19 protein-coding genes are annotated in these 25,345 nt (G+C 49.1%); 18 read left to right on the plus strand and 1 reads right to left on the minus strand.

The window, feature by feature from the left end:
- Window positions 1–130 precede the first annotated feature (130 nt).
- The gene (locus ZX61_RS06210; RefSeq protein WP_049843834.1) at window positions 131–1,072 is read right to left on the minus strand and encodes a hypothetical protein; all 942 of its coding nucleotides are present in this window, start codon (window positions 1,070–1,072) and stop codon (window positions 131–133) included.
- A gap of 412 nt (window positions 1,073–1,484) precedes the next feature.
- On the opposite strand from ZX61_RS06210, the gene ZX61_RS06215 reads away from it, so the two are divergent.
- From ZX61_RS06215 to tssM, 18 genes are all read left to right on the plus strand, one after another.
- Entirely contained in the window at window positions 1,485–2,846 is a 1,362-nt protein-coding gene (locus tag ZX61_RS06215; RefSeq protein WP_049843835.1) for a type VI secretion system protein TssA, read from the plus strand.
- Window positions 2,847–2,873: 27 nt separating this feature from the next.
- Window positions 2,874–3,416 (plus strand): Hcp family type VI secretion system effector, encoded by a 543-nt coding sequence (locus tag ZX61_RS06220; RefSeq protein WP_049843836.1) that lies wholly within the window; start codon window positions 2,874–2,876, stop codon window positions 3,414–3,416.
- Between the two features lie 64 nt (window positions 3,417–3,480).
- Window positions 3,481–3,990 carry a type VI secretion system contractile sheath small subunit gene (gene tssB, locus ZX61_RS06225; protein WP_049843837.1) on the plus strand — a complete coding sequence of 170 codons (510 nt, stop codon included), beginning with the start codon at window positions 3,481–3,483 and terminating at the stop codon, window positions 3,988–3,990.
- On the plus strand, window positions 3,990–5,468 hold the full coding sequence (tssC, locus tag ZX61_RS06230) for a type VI secretion system contractile sheath large subunit (protein ID WP_049843838.1): 1,479 nt from the start codon (window positions 3,990–3,992) through the stop codon (window positions 5,466–5,468). The genes tssB and tssC overlap by 1 nt, the downstream gene beginning before the upstream one ends.
- 48 nt (window positions 5,469–5,516) lie before the next feature.
- A complete protein-coding gene (locus tag ZX61_RS06235; RefSeq protein ID WP_049843839.1) occupies window positions 5,517–6,872 on the plus strand; it encodes a type VI secretion system contractile sheath domain-containing protein in 1,356 nt (451 codons plus the stop codon).
- The gene (gene tssE / locus ZX61_RS06240; protein ID WP_004744268.1) at window positions 6,869–7,285 is read left to right on the plus strand and encodes a type VI secretion system baseplate subunit TssE; all 417 of its coding nucleotides are present in this window, start codon (window positions 6,869–6,871) and stop codon (window positions 7,283–7,285) included. Before ZX61_RS06235 ends, tssE begins: the two co-directional genes overlap by 4 nt.
- A complete protein-coding gene (gene tssF / locus ZX61_RS06245; protein ID WP_049843840.1) occupies window positions 7,278–9,059 on the plus strand; it encodes a type VI secretion system baseplate subunit TssF in 1,782 nt (593 codons plus the stop codon). Before tssE ends, tssF begins: the two co-directional genes overlap by 8 nt.
- Window positions 9,041–10,024 carry a type VI secretion system baseplate subunit TssG gene (locus ZX61_RS06250; protein WP_049843841.1) on the plus strand — a complete coding sequence of 328 codons (984 nt, stop codon included), beginning with the start codon at window positions 9,041–9,043 and terminating at the stop codon, window positions 10,022–10,024. Before tssF ends, ZX61_RS06250 begins: the two co-directional genes overlap by 19 nt.
- 9 nt (window positions 10,025–10,033) lie before the next feature.
- Window positions 10,034–12,643 carry a type VI secretion system ATPase TssH gene (gene tssH / locus ZX61_RS06255; protein WP_049843842.1) on the plus strand — a complete coding sequence of 870 codons (2,610 nt, stop codon included), beginning with the start codon at window positions 10,034–10,036 and terminating at the stop codon, window positions 12,641–12,643.
- 153 nt (window positions 12,644–12,796) lie between these two features.
- Window positions 12,797–13,948, plus strand: coding sequence for a D-alanine--D-alanine ligase family protein (locus tag ZX61_RS06260; RefSeq protein ID WP_004744264.1), 1,152 nt, complete (start codon window positions 12,797–12,799; stop codon window positions 13,946–13,948).
- A gap of 3 nt (window positions 13,949–13,951) precedes the next feature.
- Entirely contained in the window at window positions 13,952–16,150 is a 2,199-nt protein-coding gene (locus ZX61_RS06265) for an MFS transporter (protein WP_049843843.1), read from the plus strand.
- Window positions 16,147–17,286 carry an ABC transporter substrate binding protein gene (locus ZX61_RS06270; protein ID WP_004744262.1) on the plus strand — a complete coding sequence of 380 codons (1,140 nt, stop codon included), beginning with the start codon at window positions 16,147–16,149 and terminating at the stop codon, window positions 17,284–17,286. The genes ZX61_RS06265 and ZX61_RS06270 overlap by 4 nt, the downstream gene beginning before the upstream one ends.
- A complete protein-coding gene (locus ZX61_RS06275; protein WP_004744261.1) occupies window positions 17,283–17,978 on the plus strand; it encodes a substrate-binding periplasmic protein in 696 nt (231 codons plus the stop codon). Before ZX61_RS06270 ends, ZX61_RS06275 begins: the two co-directional genes overlap by 4 nt.
- A 33-nt stretch (window positions 17,979–18,011) precedes the next feature.
- Entirely contained in the window at window positions 18,012–18,956 is a 945-nt protein-coding gene (locus ZX61_RS06280) for a type VI secretion system-associated FHA domain protein (protein WP_004744260.1), read from the plus strand.
- Window positions 18,956–19,423 (plus strand): type VI secretion system lipoprotein TssJ, encoded by a 468-nt coding sequence (gene tssJ / locus ZX61_RS06285; protein WP_049843844.1) that lies wholly within the window; start codon window positions 18,956–18,958, stop codon window positions 19,421–19,423. The genes ZX61_RS06280 and tssJ overlap by 1 nt, the downstream gene beginning before the upstream one ends.
- Entirely contained in the window at window positions 19,423–20,739 is a 1,317-nt protein-coding gene (tssK, locus tag ZX61_RS06290) for a type VI secretion system baseplate subunit TssK (protein ID WP_049843845.1), read from the plus strand. The genes tssJ and tssK overlap by 1 nt, the downstream gene beginning before the upstream one ends.
- Before the next feature lie 7 nt (window positions 20,740–20,746).
- Window positions 20,747–21,892, plus strand: a complete 1,146-nt coding sequence (icmH, locus tag ZX61_RS06295; protein WP_004744257.1) for a type IVB secretion system protein IcmH/DotU — start codon at window positions 20,747–20,749, stop codon at window positions 21,890–21,892.
- Between the two features lies 1 nt (window position 21,893).
- Window positions 21,894–25,343: a type VI secretion system membrane subunit TssM gene (tssM, locus tag ZX61_RS06300; RefSeq protein WP_049843846.1), complete on the plus strand. Its 3,450-nt coding sequence runs from the start codon at window positions 21,894–21,896 to the stop codon at window positions 25,341–25,343.
- Window positions 25,344–25,345: the final 2 nt, after the last annotated feature.

The following is a 25,345-nucleotide window of genomic DNA, read 5'->3' on the forward strand; positions in this document are numbered from 1 at the left end:
TAACAGTATTAGAATGTGCCTGCCAAAATCCCTTTCTCTAGTCAGAAACATTACCTTAAATGTGACGAGCCTATTTTAGGATTCAATCACCTAATTATCATGATAATTAGATTGCTCTAATAGTGAACAATTAAATGACATTTATTTTTGCAACTAGGGCGTTGTCATTGGATCTGTCGTGGAAGCAGTTCATCAATTTTCCTTTTTCCGAATAGTAAGTAAGAAAATCGATTAAATCGTGACATGAAATTGATCTTACTCCCAAGTCAATGACTGTACCTGCATGATGCTTATTAAATTCAGAACCAACACGAATCAAAACCTTATCGGGTGCAAATATATTTTTTGCTTTGATAAGCATGGATCTGACTTTATTTTTACGCTTTGATTTATCCCTAAATACTGGAGTTTGGGGAGGGGTACCTTTGAACGTAATATCATAACTGTTGGTGCTTGAAACGGCATTGGCGATCTGTTTTCCGATGGTATAGCCATCCAACACGACATCTTTAATGTTTGACAGATTAACCGCTGAATTCCCGATGGAACTGTTGGGGCTTGTCGCTTTCGATTTTGGGGAAACCACATTGCCCCCTTGGGCAACGATTTGCTCGGCAAGCATACCCGTAGCGGTTTTGACGCCCTCTCCAGCCTGGTTTGGAATGAGGCCTTTCAGAACTGGCGAGACGGTCTCCCCAAATTTCGGGCCTGCCCAAGCCATAGCGATACCGGACAGGTTATGGATGACGGCGTCGGCAAATGGGTTTTCCACCGCTGCGTTCAAAGTATCGCTTGGTTTGTTGATCCAAATTTTAATGCTCTCATAACGGTTTGTGACGTAAAAATACCGTGGATTGCGTGTCTCCATTTTATCGAGTCCCACAACGATCGCCTCAAGCGTCCCGGATAGGCAGACATCTTTAACCGAGACGTCGTAAGGGCCTTTAAGGAGGCTGTTGGGGGAAGCGAGATCGATAATTCCTCGAACGGCGATACCAAGTTTTCTATCGGCTGCACACCCGTTTGCTTCATAGCAAATAGTGGCGTCGTCTGGGCTCCATGGGGCTTTCATGCGTTCCCTCTCTTTATCACAATAGGGTTTATGTCAACAATATATAAATGGGTGAGGAAAATAAAAATAATATCCTTACGAAAATTATAACTTTGTTCAAATAAATAGGGTTTTTATTATTGATTGACAAAGTTAAATGACTGTCCACTCTTTTTCAAGTCGCAATAAGAAATAACAGTTTTTATTCCAACGAACTTTGGTTTGTTATTTTTTATTATGCAACTCAATAGATACTTTATTTAATTGTGATGATTCATGGCGTGAATGGACCGCTAAAATGGCATATATGGTGGTTTTATCAAACCAATGAAAATATAAACTGTCGTCGTCTATCAATAAATTTCGCCTTTGGGAAAACAAAGACATGGCGAAATATATTCACGATACCTTAATTAGCAAATTATGAGAGTCTATGCCATTTTTAAAATCTCAGGCTGAACAGCTTTCTCAACCAATCAGTGATGAGTTGGTGTGTGGTGTTTACTTGAAAATGGACAAAAGTGCGTTTCGTCCATTACGGAATGAGTTCAATGTTGCGCAAACCGCATTGCGTAAACTCAGTCAGAATCCGGCAGAAAGCGAAAAAGACGAGTTGATAGCCGCGTGTCACGCAAGTTGGCAGTCCTTGTCCGAGCGTTTGCTTGAAACTTTCGCCCACACCACGCGAGACATCGAGTTAATTTCTTGGTTTATCGCGGCTCAATGTTTGCTCGACCCTAGTCTTGAGAGTGCGGCCAATAGCATCGAATGGTTAGCGGACTTGGCAGAGCAGCACTGGGATCATCTCAACCCCGTCTTGACTGAAGAAAAACTCATATCCGACGAGAGTGCAGCCATCGCCAAGCAACAAGCTGAAGCGAAAATTAAGGCATTGATGCAACTGGTTGGGGAGAGTGAAGAGAGCTGTTTGCTGTATGGGCCACTGCTTCAACTTCCCTTGGTCGGAACGGTAACGTTTTATGACTACCAAAGCGCTGAGCGCCGAGGTGAAACCAGTCAATTAAAGTCGTCTCTCTCCGCAGTAGTCGCTCAAGAACGCGCTGCCATCACCGCTAAATTGGACAATTTGAGCCAAGCACTCGCGCAGTTGGATAGATTACGCGTAAACGTCGCTCAGCGAAGCCAAGCATTAGGCGTCAAAGCGGCCAATTTTGGCTTCGTGACGGGATTACTGCGTCGCGTGGACCAAGCGCTATTTCATCTCACTGGGATCAAAGTGACGGCGACGACGGAGCCGAAAGCCGCAGCGCCTGCTGATGAGCCTTCTGTGGCTTCCGAGTCCACGATTATTGAGCCATCGACTTGTACATCGGAGCCTTTGCAGCCTGAGACAACGTCACAGCACCTCCATGCTGGGAACTTGTCCGCGTTGGGCGCGCTCAACAATATGAACCGTGATCTGGCGTTCCATCTATTGAGAGAGATCGCGGACTATTTTCGCCAAAGCGAGCCGCATAGTCCTAGCGCTTTCATGTTAGAGAAGGTGATTCGTTGGGGCTATCTTCCTCTGCCAGAGTTGTTGCAAGAGATGATGGCAGAGAAAAGCGCTGACTCGGTCAGTGCAATGTTTAATGCCGTTGGGCTCAATCACCTTGAGCAGGTGACTCTGCCTGAAGTGACACGCCCAGCGATCACCCCGGTGCCTTCGGTGGCTCCGCAAGTTTCGGAAGCACCAAGTGCCCAAGAGTTAGTATCACAGACTTCCCCTGTCGATACCCAACCTCAACGAGATGATGAACCTAAATCCTCAGCGAAATCTGGCTTGAGCTGGTAATCGTCTTTTAAAAAATAAGGAAAAAACATGGCAAGTATTTATATGCGCATCAGTGGCTTCAACTTCGAAGAAGGTGCAGCCACTATCGAAAAAATAAAAACAGAGAATGGAGAAAGCACAGATTGGTTTGCGATCCAGTCTTATGCGTGGGGTGGTGCTCGCAACGTTGCGATGGACATTGGTAACGCCACCAACGCTGATGGTGGCATGGTCGGCGTGAGTGAAGTCAGTGTCACTAAAGTAGTAGATGCTGCCTCAGAAGCTCTCTTGTCTTACCTATTTGCCCCAGGTAAAGATGGTCGCGACGTAGAGATTGCCTTCACGAAACCAGCGGATGCAGGTAAAGGTGTGGAAGTGTACTTCCAAATCAAACTCGAAAAAGCACGCCTGGTTTCTTACAACGTGAGCGGCACTGATGGCTCACAACCTTACGAGAGCCTATCGCTGTCTTACACGAAAATTTCTCAAAAGCACCATTTTGAGTCAACTGGTGGTGATCTTAAGCCAGGTGGTATTGTGACTTACGATCTTCCTACGGGAATTATGGAGTCTGGTCAGACAGGATCGTAAAAGCTGTGCGCATTATTTTTCCAATAATGCGCCTAATTTCCCAATAGAATAAATAGGACAAGCTATGTCATTGAACTCGCAACACAAGCGCGTCAGCAAGAACCGAGTCAGCATTACGTATGATGTGGAAACCAATGGTGCTGTGGAAACCAAAGAACTGCCGTTTGTCGTCGGTGTAATTGGTGATTTCTCGGGCCATAAACCGGAATCGGAAAAAGTCGCGCTTGAAGAGCGTGAATTTACTGGCGTTGATAAAGACAACTTCGACTCTGTGATGGGGCAAATCCACCCACGTTTGTCGTACAAAGTGGACAACAAGCTAGCAAAAGACGACACCCAATTTGATGTGAATTTGAGCTTTCGCTCGATGAAAGATTTTCATCCGGAGAATCTGGTTGAGCAGATCGACCCACTTAAGCAGTTAGTTGAGACACGTAATCAACTCAAAGTGTTGTTGAGTAAAGCGGACCGCTCAAGAGATCTCGAGAGTCTGTTAAAAGAAGTTCTACAAAGTACGGACGCCATCAAGGGCTTAGCTGAGGAACTTGGTTTAAATCAGGAGGGCGGCGAATAATGTCGGTAGAACAACAAGCAACGCAAAATGTGGCAGAAGCAGAGGCTTCACTGAGTTTTCTTGATCGTGCGATCAGTGCGACCGCCCAGACGCCGGTTGATACGACGAAAGAGTTGTTGAGCATTATGACGGCCCAAGCGCTAGAAGGGACCGTAACGTGGGATAAAAACTTTACACTGACCATTGAGAAAGCCATCGGCGAGATTGATCGCAAGATCTCTGAGCAGTTGTCTACAGTGATGCAAAACGCTGAGTTCCAGAAAATGGAAGGGTCTTGGCTGGGTCTGCAAAAACTCGTTAAAAATAGCGAGTTAGGACCAGATTTAAAGATCAAACTGGCGGATTACACCAAAGAAGAACTGCTTGAGCAATTCGAAGATGCTCCAGCAATTGATCGTAGTCGCTTTTTCAACATGGTGTACCAGGAAGAATTTGGTACGGCCGGGGGTCAGCCTTACGGTGCTCTCCTTGGTGATTACGAGTTTGGTTATGGTGACGAAGATGTTTCTTTGCTTCGTTACATGGGCGAAGTTGCGTCGGCATCTCACTCTCCATTTGTTGCGGCGGCAAACGCTGGCATGTTCGATTTCAATTCATTCAGTACCTTTGCTGAAGGTAAGCCAGTCGCTACAGGCTTTGACTCGCCAGCGTATGCAAGTTGGAATGCTTTCCGTGAAAGCGATGACTCGCGTTACGTAGCGCTGACCTTACCTAAGACAATGGCACGCTTACCCTACGGCGCGGATACGGTGCCAGTGAAGTCTTTTGCGTTTGAAGAGCTGAAAACGCGTGACAACGGCCAAGCCATTGTGTCATCAGACAACGAGTTTGTTTGGAGCAACGCAGCGTATGAATTTGGCTTACTCATGACTCAAGCCTACACAAAATACGGTTGGTGTACGGCGATTCGTGGTACGGAAAATGGCGGCAAAGTTGAAAACTTACCGAATTTCACGCACGTGTCAGATGCAGGTGATCTACTGCAGCAATGCCCGACTGAGGTCAACTTTACCGATGAACGTGAGAAAGAACTGAGTGATCTGGGCTTCTTGCCGCTCGTGCATTACAAAAACACGAACTACGCGGTGTTTATGGGCGCGCAGACGACGCACAAGCCAAAGACTTACACAGATCCTGATGCAACCGCAAACGCCGCAATTTCAGCTCGTTTACCTTATACGATGGCTAGCAGCCGCATTGCCCAGTACCTCAAAGTCATGGGTCGTGATCGTATTGGCTCTAACTTAGATCCAAATGATGTTGAGCGCGATCTCAACTCTTGGATCGATCAGTACGTAAACCCAAATGCGATCGGTAACGATGCCAAAGCCACCCACCCGTTGGTTGAGGCAAAAGTCACTGTCGAAGAACAAGCTGGCCGACCTGGTGCTTATTCAGCGGTGGCCTACCTTCGTCCTTGGCTACAGATGGAAGAATTGACGACCTCATTACGTATGGTCGCAAATATCCCTGGTTAATCTGATTCGGGGGCTTGTTGCCCCCGAATGTTTTGCATTGAGTTTTTGATGAAAGTTGACTCCGAAATACCACTCAGCCCAATAGGCTCTTCCGCCTGGCAGGCTTTCTTAGCTAAGGCGCCACGTCAATCAAAAGCGCAATTCAAAGCATGGCTGACTCGTTTGATTGCTCAGCTTGATGCGCTGCTCAGTGAGCAGTTATCTGAAGTCATTCAGCACCCGCAGTTTCAGCAACTGGAAGCGTCTTGGACTGGAATCGAATCCTTGACAGAGGTTCAAGTTTCGCAGCGTCGTGTGAAAATTAAGCTGCTCGATGCCAGTTGGCAAGTGGTGGCTTCCGATCTTAACCATTCATTCGATTTAAAGCATTCGGGGCTGTATCAGAAATTATATGCCAACGAGTTTGATACGGCGGGAGGAGTGCCTTTCGGGCTTGTCATGGTTGACCATAAGATCAGTGCCGACTACAACCCAGATCAAGAGTGGGATGACTTATTCACTCTTCAACTGTTATCTGAGTTGGGTGAAATGGCATTTTGTCCAATGGTGTTAGGTGTTGATGAACTCTTTTTTGGGGATGACCCTCGTCGACAACTGCATGATCGAGCTCGTATAGACCGTATTCTAAGCAGCCGTGATCTCGTGTCGTGGCAACTGCTACGAGGGCGCAGCTCGTCACGTTTTCTCCACTTAGTGATGCCAGAGTTTTTAATGCGCCAACCTTATCAGCATTGTCCTGCTGGCTTTCTGTTTAACCAAGAACAACGTGAGCATTGTGCCTTATGGGGGAACAGTGGCTACCTGGTCTTGAGTAATGTGATGCGTGAGTTCGACCGCATCAGTTGGTTTGGGTTTTTGCGTTCATACGATGACACTGGAAACTATGGAGCGGTAGTGCCGAACTCTGGCTCACTGCGCACGAAAGTAGACTTGTTCGCGGAGGACGATGGCTTTTGGGCCGCGGAGGGATTCATGCCCTTAACGAGCCTTTATTTGAGTGATCAAAAAGGATTTTTTAGCAATCAGTCCGTCTGGCAAGCCCCGAGCCCAGATCAACGTCAACTAGGAATGCTACAGACCAATTTGATGGCCTGCCGATTTGGTCACTACATCAAAGCACAAATCCGTGATCAGGTTGGACGGTACGACAGTGTGGAAAATTGTCGACGTAGCCTTGAGCGGTGGCTGGATCAATACATCAGCAACGTGAGCTATGGAGAAGACTCGATTTTAGCGCGGTATCCCCTCCGTTCCTGCTATGTGCGGATTGAAGAGTCAGAACACGATAAGACGCGTTATCTGTGTGAAATCATGCTCCAACCTCAGTATCAGTTTGAAATGATGGACGCCAAAGTCGTGTTGACCGCGTCGGTATCTGGACAAGAAGTGGGAGAGAGTCAATGAGTCTAATGGCAAAACTCAATCAGGGGTGGCGCAATGACATTGATGCCGTCCGCGACGTCATTGTGGATAACGTTTGTGATTTGATCTCGAGTCGGGCACCTCTTTGGTCGAACGAGCCATCTATCCCAGAAGCGACCATTGCTGGTTTGGGGATGCGAAATATAGCTCGCGCACAAAGTAAGACAAACACTGCCGACATTATTGACGAAATTGAAGCGCTAATCCGTTTCTATGAGCCACGTTTAACGCAGGTTGAAATTGAGGTGCAGGAAGGGACAAACGCGACGAACCAACTGAGTTTTCGTCTGTCTGCTGTGGTCCACTCGGATCTTGGCGATGAAGCCATCGTGTTGGACTCCTTTCTGGATCTCAGCAGCAACAAACTTGATGTAAGGAAGTCTAATTTTGTCTAATTCATTGCTTTCCTATTTTGAACAAGAGCTGCGTTTTATTCGCAATGAAGCCACACAATTTGCCGAGCGCCACCCAGGGGCAGCGCGCGCGCTCAGTATACGCAAAGACAGCATTGATGACCCACAGATCGCTCGTCTGATCGAAAGTGTTGCACTGATGAACGGTAAGTTACAGCAGCGTCTTGATGACTCTTATCCGGAACTGACCGAAAGCCTGGTTACCTTGCTGTTTCCGCATTACTTAAGACCGATCCCGTCCTATACCATGCTGGATTTTGAGGTGGAGAAGGACGCCAATGCTAAGCATATGATTCCCAAAGAGACGGAATTCGACTTAATGGGGGAAGGGGAGGAGCCGTTAGTGTTTCGAACGACGGAGGACATCGAGATTTTTCCGATATCCGTCTCGTCAGCCGACGTGTTATTTGCACCTTTTGAACTGGCTAAGCCATCAGGGGCAGAAAGTGCGAAGGCAATGTTGGAGCTGACCATCACGGCGACCGATGAAGGCATTGAACTCAGTGAGTTGGGTATGGAAAGCCTCACTCTGCACCTCAAAGGAGAAAGCCACTTTGCTTTGCGTCTTTATGATGTCTTGGCTCAAGGTGTTGCTCAGGTGGCACTTCAATGCGAAGGCGGTGCGGTGCTACTGGGACCATCGGCATTGCAACCCATTGGTTTTGACGCTGAGAACACGGTATTGCCCTATCAGGCAGCCAGTTTTGGTGGGTTCAAACTGCTGACTGAGTTCTTTATTTTTCCCGAGCGTTTTCAGGGGTTTAGTCTCGATTTGACGCGCCTTGGTCAACGACGTCTAGGGGCGGAATGTCGGCTTCAAATCTTCCTTGATGAAATCAGTGTGGAGCAGGCGCGAAGCATCCAGACCCAGCACTTTTCATTGTTTAGCGTCCCTTTGGTGAACTTGCACAGCAAGATCTCTGAGCCTATCCATATTGACTTCAGCCAGAAGCAATATCCGGTATATCTCGACAGCAATCAACGCAGTGATTTGGAAGTATTTTCTGTCGACGAAGTGGTGGACGTTACAGAGGGTGAACCGTGTGTAGTGCCGCCTCTGTACGGGGAAAAATACACCAGCACAAACAATTCATTGCGATGGCAACTTGTGCAAAGTATCCATGAAAGAGGGGTGCTGAGCAGCAGTTTGAAAGTGGCGGACTTGGGACACGTTAGTGCGAAGGTAGGGGAGCGCGTCTGGACTGTCACCACCACGGCTAGCGATGGTGTGAGCGCAGGTTCACTCCCAGTAACAAGTCAAATTGCTTGTCGTGATGCGCTGACAATACCTGCCACAATGAGCCTGTCACGCAGGCCGACGTTGCCAGTACGAAGTCGAGACGCCAATAAGAATGTGTGGGCGCTGCTGTGCCACTTGCATTTTAACTACCATGCCATTTTAGGTACCGACAATCCAACGGCTACCTTGAGAAATGTACTGGAGTTGTACAACCACAATCAAGCCGTGCAGAACCAAGTATATATTGATGCCCTACTGGAGATTACCCAAGAGCAGGTTGTGGCACCGCTCCGTGTCTCTGGCAAAACGTGTTTTGCCTACGGAACAAAGATCGCTGTGACGTTAGAAGCCAGTAACGTGAATGGGGGCATTGCTTTGTTTGCCCACCTACTGGATCGATTCTTTGCCTACTTTGCGGGCTTTAACAGCTTCACGCAGTTGGATGTTTATCTCGAAGGACAAGATGGTGTTTATCTATCCTTCCCAAGGAGAACCGGGTGCAAGAGTCTATTGTAAGTCGATTGACCTCGGGTGGCTTCGCGGGTCAGTTGGAAAAGGCGTGGCAGATGTTCAAGCATCAAGCGCATCTGGCGGGGCAACGACCTGAAGTCAGGTTCAAAGCCGAAGTTCTTCCTGCCTATTACCAGACTCAGGTGTCTCAAGTCACGTCTGACCGAGCTGGGACACTCATCGTGTCAACTTCGGTTGCTGCGTTGTCTGGCAATGGAGGAGCGATGCCCCGAGCGATGTACAGCGGCGCGCTCTCAGCGCGATTTGAACGGGGGGACGAAGCCGCCTGTGATTTCTTTGACACGTTTAACAACCGCTATTACCGCCTGCATTGTGAGACCGAACAAAAACACGATCTGGCCTATCAAGTTGAAGAAGAGCACTTCCATTGGAACCAACACCGTCAGTCGATGACTGGCATGCTGTCTTCACTGGCTGGTCAGACGGGAGAGATGCGCGCTATACCCGAAGCTCACTTGGTGCAATACACCGGACTGCTTGGGCTGAAGCTGACGTGTCCGCTCGCTTTGAAAGCGTTGCTGGAGGACTATTTTGACGCGGAGTTTGATATCGCCCGAAGTGGACTAGAGTACCTCCCTCTTACGGAATGTTCGTTAACCCAAATTGGGCAGAGTGGTCAGAATCAACAGCTTGGGATAGGTGCATTGGCAGGGAAGAGTACACCGATGCTCGGACACAAACTCGCGATCAAAATTTGTCCCAGAAACTACGCCCATTACCTTGCCATTCGGCATGACGAGAAAATGATACATGCGATTGATCATATGGTGCGCAGTTACATGGGAGTCAATACCAAGTTTGCTTTGTACATGAAAGTGCGAAGCCAGTACCTGCCGCGAGTCACGCTCTCTTCCGACCATCAGAAAGCACTGCGAATAGGGCAGTCTGCGTGGATGGACAATCAATCAACCCAACCACAGTTTGTGGAAATGCCACTGGCGAAAAGTTAGGAAAAAAGAATGATCAACATTGAACTGCAGAGCTTGGTTAAAAGGCTGACACCAGCGTTAAAAAACGCTTTAGAGTCAGCCGCTGGTGAATGTGTCAGCCATACTCATTTCTCGATAGAGCCAGAACATTGGTTCTTACTGTTGCTGCAGCAAAGTAAAGGATGGGATGCGGCGTTGCAACAAGCATCCTTATCGAAAGCTCAAATCCTCGAGCGTTGTCATGCTCATTTAACAGGGTTACCTCGTGGGAATGACTCGTCCCCCGCGCTGTCACCAGAGTTGGTTGAGTTACTGAAAGATGCCTGGATGTTAGCCTCGCTGAACAATCAACAATCGGTTGTCAACGAGTATCACGTTCTCATGGTGCTTAAACAGCGAATGGAACAGAGCACTTACAATGGTGTCTTGAGTGGCTGGGTGACAACGTTATCGTCAGAGTGGTTGCGCCAGCAGGCTTTGGTGGCCAATACGCCCAGTCCAATCTCGGAGACGTCCGAAAGCATGGTCTCAGCCCGTGGTGATTCCACCACGCCGGCTTTGGACAAGTACTCGCAAAATTTAACGGAGGCCGCACGAAGCAGAACGTTAGACCCGATCACGGGGCGTGGTGATGAAATTCGTAAGGCGATTGACATCTTGTGCCGTCGACGTCAAAACAGCCCCATCTTAGTCGGTGATCCCGGTGTGGGAAAAACCGCTATCGTTGAAGGATTGGCACAAGAAATTGTCAATGGCAATGTCCCGCCTGCGCTCGAGAATGTTGAGCTGCGAAGCCTTGATCTATCCCTACTCCAAGCGGGTGCGAGCATTAAGGGGGAATTCGAGAATCGCTTAAAAGATGTCATCAATGAAATTAAGCAATCGCCGACACCGATCATCATGTTTATTGATGAGGCACACACGCTGATTGGCGCCGGAGGCGCTGCAGGTCAAAACGATGCGGCGAACATTCTTAAACCAGCCCTGGCTCGGGGGGAATTTCGCTCTTTAGCGGCGACGACGTGGGCGGAGTACAAACAATACTTTGAATCGGATGCGGCACTGACGCGACGCTTTCAAGTCGTGTCTGTTGACGAGCCGAGTGCTGAGGATGCGGTGCATATGCTACGCGGCGTTAAACGAAGCTTGGAAAAGCACCACAGTGTCAAAGTGATGCAGCAAGCCATTGATGCGGCTGTGTCGTTGTCTATCCGTTATTTACCCGAACGCAAGTTGCCGGACAAGGCGATCAGTTTGTTGGACACTGCGTGTTCACGAATTGGGTTAAGCCAAAGTGCCACTCCACGTCAAATGGAGGCGGTGGCAGAGCAAATTCGCTATACCCGCAATGAAATTGACACGCTATCGCATGAAGCGGCCTTATGGTCGATGGATGACCCTCGATTAGCGGCGGCAAAGCAGCGGTTGACCACCTTAGAGGCTGAACATGAGGCCATTGAATCACGCTGGAATGAGGAGCGTGATTTAGTGACGTCAATCCTCGAATTGCAAACTCGTCTGGATGAGGAGCTGCAAGATCAGGGCGAGATCACGTCCAATGAACTAAGAGACACGCTATCTGAGAAAATGGCGGCATTGGCCGAACTGCAAGGCGAGCAGCCATTGGTTCTGCCTCAGGTGACGGCACAGACGATCGCGGAGGTGGTTGCACTGTGGACTGGGATCCCTGTCGGCAACATGTTAAGCCAAGAGGTCGAGCGACTGATGGCGCTTGAGTCACACATTGGTGAACGTGTTATTGGCCAGATCACCCCAATTGCTGAGTTGTCACAGGCGATACGTCTTTCGCGAGCGGGATTAACGGATCCGCGCAAGCCTGTCGGTGTGTTCTTAATGTGTGGACCGAGTGGGGTCGGCAAAACCGAGACGGCGTTGGCTTTAACTGATTTGCTGTATGGGGGCGAGCGTAATATCACCACCATTAACATGACGGAGTTTAAGGAAGCGCATAAGGTCTCGATGCTGCTGGGCTCGCCAGCAGGCTATGTTGGATACGGAAAAGGAGGCGTCTTGACGGAAGCGGTACGCAAAAACCCTTACTCAGTACTCCTGCTGGATGAAATGGAAAAAGCGCACCCAAGTGTGCATGACATCTTCTATCAAATCTTTGATAAAGGGGCGATTTCAGACAGCGAAGGTCGCCATGTCGATTTTCGCAACACCATTATCATCATGACCTCAAACGCCGCGGACAGTGCCGTCGTGGATGCTTGCTCAGAAGAGCGACCTGACGTTCCTTCTCTGACTCACACGATCTTTCCTGAACTGCAAAAACACTTTAAGCCAGCGTTTTTAGGTCGAGCAACGATTGTGCCTTATTTCCCACTCAATGACGACGAAATGGCAAAGATTGCGGCGTTATCTCTTCAGCGAATTCGCCAGCGTGTTGATGAACACTACGGGGCGAGCTTTGATTACGACCCACAAGTGATTGAGCAGTTAGTTCATCTGAATGAGTCCCCGGAAACAGGGGCGCGAGCCATTGAACAAATCATCAATCGTCAATTGATGCCTAACTTGGCGAATCAATGCATTCAACGCATGAGCGAGAACCAGCCGGTGGAAGCGGTGCATGTTGGTGTCGACAGCAATGGCTTGTTCGACATTCGCATTCAATAACAAGTGATAAAGAGGCGTTAGACCTCACATTAAGCAGCGGTGAGTGATCACCGCTGCCTTGACCAACAACGACGTGAGTTTTTGATTTTTTTGTTGCTAGGGGCGATGTCAGCGCTCCCACGTTAGCAACGTTACATCATGAGTAAGATATAGATGACGCAACCTGTTTTTTCTAAGTCACAACTGGAATGGATTCGACACAACCTCACTGTCGCCGTGATCCACGGTGGGGACAAAGCGCGCGCGGAGAGCTTTATTTTCGAGAACTTAAGCCCGCGTTCAACTAAGACGTACGAACCTGTGGCGCACGATATCGCGAATGCTCTGCGAGAATCGGGTTTTCAACATGTGGAGGTATTGGCTGAGGACATTGATCTTGCTCAGCAGTTGAAAGACAAAGCCATTGACTTAGTGATCACCAATAGCGGGGGACTTCAGGGATTTGATTCGATGTGTCATCTGCCATCCACATTGGAGATGTTGGGCGTCCCTTACGTCGGACATTCGCCAATGACGGCAGGCATATTGGACAACAAACACCTCTTTAAGCATGAGATCCACGCCGCGGGATTACCGACGACACCTTTTATTACTATAGGCATTGACGAACGCTTCGAGGATGACGTCAAGCAAAGCGCGATTGACCAAATTGAGGCGCAGTTTTCGGACGGGTTTATCGTAAAGCCTGTGTCTGGGAGAGCGTCGATCCATGTTTACCCGGTCTTTTCGAGAGAGGCCTTGGCAGGGGTGGTCGAGAAAGTGCGTGCAGCGACGGGGAACACGGTGATGATCGAACCCTTTCTCGGCGGTCGTGAATTTGTGGTGGCGGTGGCAGGCGAGTTCATTTTCAAGTCTGGTCAGCTTACACAGTCGGATACACCGCTGGCTTTTTCTATCACTGAGCGTGTGCTTGGCGAGGACGAGCCGATTTTTACGTCTATGGACGTAAAACCCATCACCCAAGATCGTCTGATTGCGGTCACCGACGAACCTCTGCGTAGTGAACTGGCAGCGATTGGGCAGAAAATCTACCGCCAATTGGGTCTTCAAACGCTGGTTCGCGTTGATTTACGTATGGATAGCACTGGCAAAGTGTACGTTTTGGAAACGAATCCAAAGCCGGATCTTAAACGCCCTCAAGGGGACAACGTCAGTTTGGTTTGCCATGACTTAGCCCGTGAAGGCATGGACTACACAGATCTCGTCCAGTCACTGGTCTTCAATCGTCTGTCTTTCTTAAAACAGAAAAGACCGATGGCGTTGGCCCACTGCCTAACGGCGCAATTTGATGCTTTGCAGGAGTAATGGTTGAACACGTTTAAGCAATACAGTCGCTTGATGCTTGGGGCGTTATTGGTCCTGTTGTCACTGATGTTGATCTTCGTCGTGGGCTATGCCCAGGCATTGAAAAGCTATCAACAACAAAGCCGAGACGCCATTCTAGCCCAAACGGAAGCGGCCAGAATCGGTATAGAGCAAGTGCTGAACTCTGGGGTCCCGCTGCCTGACATTGCGGGGTTAGAAAAAGTGTTGGCTCCCATCGCAGATGCCGATTCGTCAGTGGTCGATATCCGCGTGATCTCGGGACAACAAGAATTGTATCGCTATACCGATGAAAGCATGCTCGGAAGCTTGGTCAGCATCCCTTTGAACAACAAGTTTACCCAGGTGGGAGCATTGGAAGTGATGCTCAGTGATCATGAGATTGCCAAGACAATTGATGGGCACTTCAAACCCATGCTGGGGTTGGTGCTCTTTTTGACCGCCGCGTTTGTGTTTTTTGTGCTTCGAAGTGCCAATCCTAAGATCTACTTTACCGCATTTGGCGGGGTGTTTTTGGCAATGTCCACGAGTGTATTTTTAATGGTGGGGGCTCTGTATAAGTCGGGTTTGGAGAACAAAGCCGACTCCATGGCCAACATCGTAACGCAGCGATTAGCGCCTGTATTGAGTGCTGGAATTGGGTACGAGCAAGTCAGCGGTATTGATCGAATGTTGGACAGTTTTCGTCAGTCCAATCCTGAAGTTTCATCCATCTCCGTGTCGCAAGGGAATACGATGATCGCCAAAAGTCAGGCTCGCGCCGATTCCATGGCTGTGGAGAGTATGGCTGCGTTTCTTGTGGAGGATACCAAAGGCAGCCAAGTTACGGTGGCCTTTGATCCCAAGGCATTGCTGGCTCAACTCCTGAAAACGCTGAAAAACTTTGCGATCTTGTTCGCTGGGTGTGCGTTCATCTGCTTTGCATTTGTGCGTTTGCTTTGTCACTCCAAGGCACAATCTGACAATGAGGCCGTGTTAGCAAAAGTGAAACCTTTGTTGCTTGTGACGGTATTGATGGAGTCATTGATGGCGCCCGTATTGCCGCAATATTTGACGCAGATAGCGGTGGAGAGTGGCGCGAGTGAAAGTTGGTCCTCGTACTTTTTCACCCTGTACTTCGTTGGATTTGCTGCGACATTACTGCCGGTGGCGCGATTACTCGAAGTGTGGGATATCCGCAAAGTGTTGGGGTCAGGGATCGTACTGTCGTCGCTGGGTTGCTTACTTTTGGCGTATGACTCTCAATTGATGACGGTGCTCGTGGCTCGTTTGATTTCGGGGGTGGGTCAAGCCACGATCTTCATTGCTGTGCAAGGGTATATCTTGCGCTGCAGCGATCAAAGCAACAAAACGCAAGCCGCCGGTATTATCGTGTTTTGCTTTAATGCGGGCTTTATTTCAGGCGCCGCAATTGGTGCGCTCTTGGCGGACACTGTGGGGGTTCAGGGCATCTTCATGTTGGCGGTGTTTGTTGGGGGGTTAATGTATCTGTTCGCGTTGACTCTCCCTTCGATGGCGATGCAAGCCACAAAGCAGGGGACGTTAAAAGAAAACTTCACCGCCATGGTCAAAGATGCGTCAGCACTGATGCGAGTCCCTTCGTTTATGCGCACAATGTTGCTGGTAGGGATCCCGACCAAAATGATGCTCACAGGTGTCGTGTTTTTTGCCGTACCTATCTTGTTATCGAATGCCGGCGTAGAGCGAGAGAGCATCGGTCAAGTATTGATGGCGTACGCTTTTTCCGTGTTATTTGTTAGCGGCAAGGTGTCACCGATGATAGACCGAGTAGGCTCGGCGAAATGGGCGCTGTGTCTTGGCAGTGGCGTCGGTGCTGTCTCACTTATTTTGTTGTCTTTTTCTTTCCGTTTTGAAGACATAACGTATCTGGTTTTACTTGCCACGTTTGCGATGTTAGTCATGGGGATTTCCCACGGATTGATCAACGCCCCAGTTGTGACGCACGTAGTGACGTCGACTCAGGGCGCGAACGCGAACTCAGTCGCGTCAACGTATCGCTTCCTTGAGCGACTCGGACATGTTTTGGGATCCATTGTTGTTGGAGCACTGCTGACTCATTTGGGACACACTTGGGCGTTTTTTACCCTATCGATCTTCTTTGGTTTCGCCGGGGCGACGATGTGGCTTCTTGATCGAACGCCAAGCATGGAGGGGCAGTCATGAAGAGGTTAATGGGAGTTTTGCTGTGGGTGACGATGTCATCGTTCGTTCAGGCGAAATGGCCTCAGTGGTTGGGAGAACCGCTCAGAGACAATCATTCGGTGGAGTGGGAAATAAAGGCTCAAGAGGGGGACGTTGTGTTCGCGCCGCGCGCAGAACGTCCGCGTGTCTGGGTGCTTATTTCACGCAAAGCGGACTCTTACGATGTGGCCCTCTCCACCATGCTAAAAGTCTTTCGTCGCGAGATGCCTAATGTCTCATTTCGAGTGTTCTTATTGCCAGCGACTCAGCAGCAGTTGCGAACGTGGACGCATGCGGCGGAACGCGAGGCGGCTCTGATTTACAGCGTGGGATCGCGGGCGACGGTGTCGCTTCATGAGGTTTATTCGGGCGGAAAACTGCCGGTGATCTCAGTTAATGCCAAAGATCCTGTCTTGATGGGGCTGACAGACAACTACCAAAGCAGTGGAAACAACTTTGCGTATACATCTTTAAACTTGCCAGCGGATATCACGCTTAACTTCTTACGTCGTTTCCGACCAAGCTTGACGCAAATTGGTGTGCTGTATGCCAAAACCAACACCAGTGCTTACTTGACTCAGTACCTACCACTGAAAATGGAAGCAGAAAAGCAAGGTGTGCGAGTTTTTCCTATTGAAGTGGATGAAACCCAACCCGGACAAACGCTAGAAGAAAGCATGGCAGCGCAAACGCAAGCCATGCGAGTTGGTGATGATACGTTTGAGCGTTCACTGCTTTGGTTAACTGGCAGTTCGAGTTTGCTCAGTCGGATTGATGAGATAAACCAGTATTCGCAGCGTTTACCTTTGCTGACGGCAGTACCGGATGCGGTCAATGCCAGTGCGCAAAGTGCGTTAATGTCGGTTGGTGTCGGGTTTGAAAACAACGCACATCAAGCGGCGCTCTATGGTCTTCGCATTCTGAACGAAGGGGTAAAGCCTCATTCTTTACCTGTTGGACTCCTGTCCCCCCCTGATATTGCGATCAGTTTTAAACAAGCTGAGCGAGTCAACACCCCTGTACCATTCGTTTTGCTCGAAATGGCGAGTGACATCTACGCCAGTGATGGCAGTGTTGTGCGCTCTGCGGGCATGAGCATGGAGGAGCATACACCATGAGAATCGTTCTATTTCTGCTGCTAATCATTGGAAGTAGCAGTCAATCGGCGTGGGCGTTCAGTCGACCAGACCGTTTACTGCTCGCAACGCAAGAGTGGTTTCCCTACCAGTATCAAGAGAACGGGGTAATGAAAGGCCCAGGGATCGATAAAGTAAAATGCGTAATGCGCCATCTGGATCAGCCCTATCAACTGACCATGACCAAATGGGACCGCGCGCAACTGATGACTGAAGTTGGGTCTCAACATGGTTTTTTCTTGGCTTCACACAACAGCAAACGCGATGAGTACGCTGAGTATTCCGCACCTTTGGAAGAGCAGAATTGGAGTTGGTTTTCTCTGTCGGATTCGACGGAGGTCGACAGTGCGATGTTCAAGTCTCAAATCAAGGTGGCGGCGTTGTTTGGCTCGAACAAATGGTTTTGGTTACAGAAAAACGGCTATCGCGTCAGTAAAAAACCAAGAACCCCTAAAGCGTTGATTGAGTTACTGCTCAACGGCGAAGTCGGTGCCATCTTAGGAAATGACGCCGTGATCGACGAAACCATCAAAAAAATGGGCGTTAGCTACCGAGCCATATCCCGTACTCGTGTTCAGTCCCAGTCTTTGGGGGTGTACTTTTCCAAAGCCTTTATCAAGCGATATCCCCGTTTTCTGGCGGAGTTTAATGACGCGGCCGAACAGTGCCGTTAGCGTTCAATATGGATTTAATGACAGGTCAATTATATGCCTCTATCAATCAGAATAATCAGTTCTCCGGACGGTGAAAGCATTGCCGAGTGGAATCAAGCCTTTCCTGAAGACGGTGGTGATATCGGTCGTGCTTTCGGGAACACATTGCAGCTCAGTGATGCCAGTCGGGAAATTTCGGGAACGCATGCGATCATTCGCAAGAATTCGCGTGGGTACCAAATTGCCGATAACAGTACCAACGGGTTGTTTATCAATGGATCTGACAAGCCATTAGGGAATGGAAACCAATCGACTCTTAGCGATGGAGACGTGTTGGATATCGGTCGTTACCGCCTACTGGTGTCGTGTTTTGTTCCCGATCTTGCTGTTGTGAAATCTGGATTGGGAGCGGAGCGTCATTCCCCTTTTGGAGACGATCCGTTTAGTCAAGAGACTCCTATCGTGGGTGAGATCCCAACTGAAGAAGTGGATGAACCGGAGGTCGTGATCTCCACGTTGGATGTGGTTGATGACGATCCGTTTGTCGCCCATGTCCCTCCTCCTCAACAGGCGGCGGCGTCGTTAGATCTTGAGTTTCAATCTGCGGATGAGGACCCGCTTGCCGAGGCTGAGGTCAGGGCGATCTTCCCACCGTCGGAGGTGTCTGCTGCACGTCATCCGGATCTCGGCACGTCTGTTCGCCCTACAGCCTATGCGTTAGCGGAATTGCAACATCATGACCAACGCTCCCAAGACCGAACTGACAAAGCCTTAGAAATGGCGTTGACCCGTTTGTTGTCAGACATTTCACCTACTGCCATGGAGAGCATGTTTGATGAGCTGTCTGGTAACGGGTTTTGGTCTCGCAAGCCTAAGTATTGGGAGATGTACAAACATTACTTTCATCGTCAGGTCGACAATCGTGACTGGCAAGTGAAGTTTCAAGCGTACTTTCGAGAGGCGCTGCGTCTTCAGAGAAATTTAGAAGGGGAAAAGTGATGAATATTCGATTTTGGGTACCGCTGCTGGCGCTGTGGTTGTCTGGCTGCAGTTTATGGAGTGAGGACTTAGGGCAACCAAGGTTGGTCGTTAATCTGACGGCGGCAACAAACATTAACCCGAATGCAGAAGGTAAACCTTCTCCAGTGGAGCTGCGAGTGTACCAACTCACCAAACGCAATGCGTTTGAGCAAGCGGATTTTATTCAAATCTATGACGACGATCAGGGGATCTTAAAGTCTGAGCTAGCGGTTGTGCGTCAATTACCAAGCTTGTTGCCAGGTGAATCGCGTCAGGAGGTTATTCCATTGGGGGCCGGCGTTCAATTTATCGGTGTCATTGCGGGGTTCGCTGATTATCGAGAAGCAAAAAATAAGGTGATTTATCAACCTGTTATTGTCCATTCAGCGGCAATCAACATAGAAGTAGATGGCATCAATCTTACGGTGTCTGGGGAAGAAGAATAATGGACAACAATAAAGTTGTATGGAGTGAGGGGATGTTTTTATCACCCCAGCACTTCCAGCAGCAAGAGCGCTATGTTGAGAATTTCACGCGTGAGTTTGCAGGTCAAGTCAGCCCGAAGTGCTTCGGTGTTACGCACCTCGAGTTAGATCGTTCAATGCTCAATATTGGCAAAGTCTCTGTGCGCCGTGCTAAAGGGATATTCCCAGATGGTACCCCTTTTGTGGTTGATCAAGCGCTGGTCGTTGATGTGCCTAAAAACACCCATCACAAAAAAGTGTATTTGGCGCTTCCGGTTACCCGACCAGGCGCCGTAGATGTGGGCGAGGACGCCAGATTAAGGCACCGTGCTCTGGAACATCCTGTGTATGACACAAGCCGAGAGCAAAGTGATCCCGCCGAGTTGGAATTGGCCATTTTGAATATACAACTCAAGCTTGAAGGGGATGAGCTTGAGGACTTTGTCTTGTTGGCCATCGCGGAAATCAGTGAGCATAAGTCTGAGGGTGCGGTTGTGCTCAATCAAGCCTTTGTTCCCCAGTGTTTGCATTTTGGGGTCTCGACTTATTTGTCTGATTGTATCGCGGATGTGTTTGCACAGGTTCAGTACCGTTCGCGCGCCATTCATGCCCGCCTTCAGGCAGAGGCAAACAGCAAAAGTTACCAATCTTTGATGCGTGACTATCTATGGCTACAGGTGTTGGGGAGTTGGATGCCGAAACTTGAACAGTGGCATCTCGATCCTACGTTATTGACGCGACACCTGTACCTAGAATGTGTGTCGATGGCCGGTCAGATGCAAGGGCTTGAAGGTAAGATGCCAAAATCTTTTCCTGCTTGGAACCCAGACGATCTCTACGCGGTGTTTTCGACGGTGTTCTCCGAGCTCTTAGTCTTGTTACGCGAAGTGCAAATTGACAATGTTTCCACCTTAGTTTGGGACAAGCAACTGTTTGTTAGTCGTCGTTTGCTGCGCACCATAGTGGACGATCGCAGCCTGTATCATGAAGGTCGATTTATCATGGTGGTGTCGTCGTCTATTGGGGCGACTCGCTTGGGTGAAGAGTTCCCTCGCGCTGCTAAGTTAGCCGGCAACAGTGATATCGCAGGGTTGGTGCGTAATGCGCTGTCTGGCATTCCATTACGTCATTTGCCGTATGCTCCGTCGGAGCTTAAATCGTTGAACGATGCTGCCTATTTCGAAGTCGACACTAAGTCGGACTTGTGGCAAACCCTTGTCAAGCGAGACGAGGCAATCGCGTTACATATCGACGAACGAATCGATGACATTCGTGTCGACTTCCATGTGATTAGGTAGGTGTGAGATGGCGGGATTATTCAACGAAGAGCCAACGGTTCGCCTTCAACGTACGGCGAGCGAACAACCTCAAATACGGGAGCGAAGAGAAGCCCCAAATGTCGATACTTCAGGGACCGAACGATTAATCGAAGGGCTGACGGTCTACGGGAGTCCTTTAATGAATGCGGCGACCGAACTGCTCGGCATACTCGTCACCATACGTCGTCAAGGCGCTCCGAGAGATATCAACCGCTTTCGCCAACAGCTGTTAGGGGCGATCGAGGCGTTTCGTTTACGGGGTTTGCACTTGGACTATCACCCAAGTGTGATTGAGAAAAGCTGTTTTGTACTCTGCGCCGCTTTTGATGAAGCCGTGCTGTATACCACGTGGGGGGACCGGGCTCGATGGGAAAACCACTCTTTGTTGAGCAAAGTTTTTTCACAGCGCAACGGTGGCGAAGCTTTCTTTGTGTTGCTGGAAAAAGCGAGTCAGCAACCAGGCAAACTGGTGGACTTCATTGAGTTGCAGTATGTCTTACTGTCATTGGGTTTCAAAGGACGCTATCGCCATGGCGATGATAGTCAACTCTATGACATCACTGCCCGAGCTTACGGATTAATTCGCCACTATCGCTCTGAAACGCCAATGCCTGTGCCTCAAACGCCAGTGCTAAAGGAAGGGAAACAGCCGTGGCTAATGATCAGTATGGCGAAAACGATGGCGGTCACGTTTTTGCTTCTTGGGTGTGCGTATGGCTTTACAGAATATTGGTACCACAGCCGCAGTCAACCGCTGCTGACACAGTTTTCAGCCATCGACATGTCGGGCGTCAGTTTCAAGAAATCCAACAGTGATTTGGTGTATTTGAGTACGGATGATGATTTAGGTCGAGTGAGCGACACCCCTGATCTCCAAGGCGAGAAAAAGGAAGAGCAAGTCGCAGCATTGGAATGGGAGATCATCTTAGCGGTGTTCTCTCGACCAAGTGATGCCCTTCGGTTGTCGTCTGAGCTTAACCAAGCGGGGTATGAGTCATTCACGCGGGAAAGCGAGCATGGTATCGAGCTGTATCTGGATGCAGGTGAAGACCTCAAAACCATACGTAAGTTGAAGAATGAGCTAAATGTTCGTTTTGGATTAAACGCCACAATCAAAAGAGCGCAGAAGTAAGATGGGTAAAAAGATATTGTCAATATTTGTGGTGATGAGTGCGCTGATGGGGACGCTTGCACTTTGGTTGTGGTTACCTGATGAACAGCCGGCTTGGATCAAGTGGGTCGCGCTGAGCCTTACCGCGGTAATTATGAGTGTGACGGTGATCTACTGGTGGCGCCAGCGGGCAAAGTCTAAAACGACGTCAGAAGAGCACGATCAGTCGGTCTTATTGAAGCAAGACACCAGAGTGATCGAACAGCTGTTTCGTCTGGCGGTCAAAAAAATACTGGGGCAAGGGCGCAACAAGCTTGACAGTTTATACCGTCTCCCTTGGTACTTGGTGCTCGGAGGTGAGCAAGACGCCAAAAGTTCGGTCTTGCTTCAAAATGGGTTTGAACCGATCAATGAACGCACCGAGCACGACAGTGATACCGAGCAGTACCTGCGCTTTTGGAGCAATGATCACGCGGTTGTCGTCGAAGTTGGTCATCGCATATTCGACAGTGAAGGCATCGACGAAGCGTTGTGGGGCGTTCTTGCCAAACAGCTTTTAAAGTATCGTCCTCGCCAAGGTCTTAATGGGATCCTAACGGTGATTGGTTGTGAGCGTTTGGTCGTAACGGACAATAAAGAACGTTCAAAGTTAGCGGCGATCTACCAGGAAGCCATTTTATCAATGGGAGGGGCACTGGATCTGGTTCTGCCCGTCTATATGGCTTTTTCTAAAGCCGATGGCATTGCGGATTTCATCGATTTCTTTGAAGGCTTTACCGCTTGTGATTCTGAAAACCCTTTCGGCATTACTTGTGACTATGATGTGTCACGCCGTTATGACAAACATGACTTTGAGCAACAGAGTCACAAGCTGATTGAGGCGCTGGCCTTGCAACAGTTTGAACAACTCAATAATGCCAATGTGGACAAGGCGGAAGCGATACTCGCTTGGCCTTATCAGTTGAGAATTGTGTTTGAGCGGATCAATGAGCTTCTGAGCGAGATCGGTCGAGAGAACCGTGTGCGTGAAGCGGTTTGGCTCCGTGGCGCTTATTTAATGTCATCGGGGCAAAAAGGCATCAAGCATGACTTGTTAACTCACTCTGTCGCGGAGCGCGGAGAGTTCAATCGCCTCGAGACCAAAGAGCAGCAACCGAGTCGTCGTGGCTACTTTACGCAGCGAATCTTCAGTAAAGTCATACTTCCAGAGAAAAATCTGGTGGGCGTCAACGAGTGGCGACATGCGGGATATTTGGCTTTTCGTTCAGCGATCTTGGTCTCAATCATGGCGTTAATGGTGATTGGAGGCCTGAAGTTAAGGGATAACTGGACGGCGGATGAAAACTGGCGCAGTGCGGCTATCTCTCAGATTCGTTTCTACCAGTCGGATATCCAAGCATTAAGCCAAGACTATTCAATGTCTGATTTGGTGGCGGTCTTGGTTGAGTTGGGCGACGTTGTGATTGCTGGTATCCAACCTAAACCTTGGCATAAGCTCGTCAGTATCAAGCAAGGTGAAACGGCAGAAACCATCTACAAAACGTACGAAAAACAGCTTCATCAAATCTTGTTACCGAAGTTAGAAGAATTGATCAGTAGTGAGTTGTATGTATACGTCAATTTGGGTAATCCAAGCCGAATCTTTGAAATTTTGCGTTACTACCAAATGTTGTTTGACCGCGACCAGCTCAACATAGAAGAGCTGCAAGCGTATCTAGTGGATATTCTGAAAGATCAGGGGGAATTATCTTCAGATGAGTTGGCTCAACTCTCTCTGCTCATCGAAGATTTGTTCAGTGGCGATTACGACCAACAGTTAGTGCCAAATCAAGAGCTGATCGCCGTTGCGACCAATAATTTGGAAGGGTTGTCGCCCGAACGTTTGATCTATGCGCGGATTAAAAGCATGCCCCAATACCGCACACAGGTGGATCTGCGCCGACAATTGGGTGAAAAGTTCGATAGCCTGTTTACGTTCTCTACCGGTTTCCATGGCTACTTAGTACCAGAGGTTTTTACCAAGCAAGGGTATGGCAAGCTTGACTTGACGGCTAAATCTCCTTTGTTGAGAGAGCTGATGGGAGAGTTCAAAGCGATCCAAGGCGACATGTCCGGGGCCTCTGTCGTGGAACTCACGGAACTGAGTAAGCAGATCCAAAGGTTGTACTTTGCCGACTATGTCTATTACTGGAAAGAAATGGTCAATAACATTGAGGTGAAGCCTTTTGCCGATGCCGCGGAGCTAAATTACGTCCTGCGCAATGTAAGGACACCGGCCAGCAGCCCATTGCTGGATGTCATGGAAGCGGTGGTCGTCAACACAACACTTGCGGTTGAAGAGCAACCAGATACCAAAGGACAAAAACGGGTAGCCAGTCAGTTGGGGCTGAAAAAAGCCAAGAAAGTGCTCAACAAAGCCAACAAAATCAATCGCGCGGTAGGCGACAAACTACTTAGACTCCAGCCATCGTTTGTGGTTAATGAAGCCTTTTTACCGTTCTCTCAGTTTGTCAACGGCAGCGGAAAAGGGGCGACCCCTCATGATGAGCTGATTGTTGCGGTGACGGAGTTGACCAGTTTCTATGATACGGCGTTGACGAATGCTAATCCGGGCAAAGCATTTCATGAATATGCACTGGCTCATGCTCAGGGGAGTCGAGATCCGATTGTGAAGTTTCGTTTAGCGGGCAGCCAAGCACCAAACCAGGTTGCAAGTTGGGTGCAAAGCATCAGCGAACAGGTCTGGGGACAGGTAGTGCAAGGAAGTGCTGACTATTTGAACACTCAGTGGGACGAACAAGTCTATCAATTTTACGCGGCGGCGATTGAAGGGCGTTTCCCATTTGCTCAGCATGGCCGGGGTGAGGTGAACTTAGATGATTTCAGTGCCTTTTTTAAACCCAGTGGCCGGGTTGACCAGTACATTGACCAATTTCTTAAGCCGTTCGTGTATTGGGATAATGGGCGCTTGAAAATCAATGAAGTGGATGGATTGACCTTACCGATCAGTGATTCGACACGAGCACAGCTCGAAAGAACGCGACAAATTACGCGTATCTTCTTCGGATCATCTGGGGGAGAAATGGCATTAACGATTGGCTTAAAAGCTCAATCAATGAGTACAGATGTCACGGAGTTTCGTTTACGAGATGCCCAAACGCTCTTTAGCTACCGACATGGTCCACGGGTATGGCGTGATGTGACGTGGCCTTCGCTCGGCGGTGACGACCGTCTTAGCGCTGAGTTTTTCAACGGAGACAATCGTCTGGCCGGGCAATCCTTTACGGGTCAGTGGGCTCTGTTTCGAGCCATGTTTAGTCGAAGCAGTCGTGCAACCACCAGTCGATTGGTGCGAACTCTGGATTATGACCTTGATGGTAACCAGATTGGTCTGGAGTTCTCATTGAGAGACTCCAATCAGAGCTTGGACAAGGCAGTGTTTTCACAATTCGCTTTGCCTAAGCAGTTGTAAAC

The sequence above is a fragment of the Vibrio sp. VPAP30 genome, assembly GCF_001188205.1.
GTDB lineage: Bacteria > Pseudomonadota > Gammaproteobacteria > Enterobacterales > Vibrionaceae > Vibrio > Vibrio bivalvicida.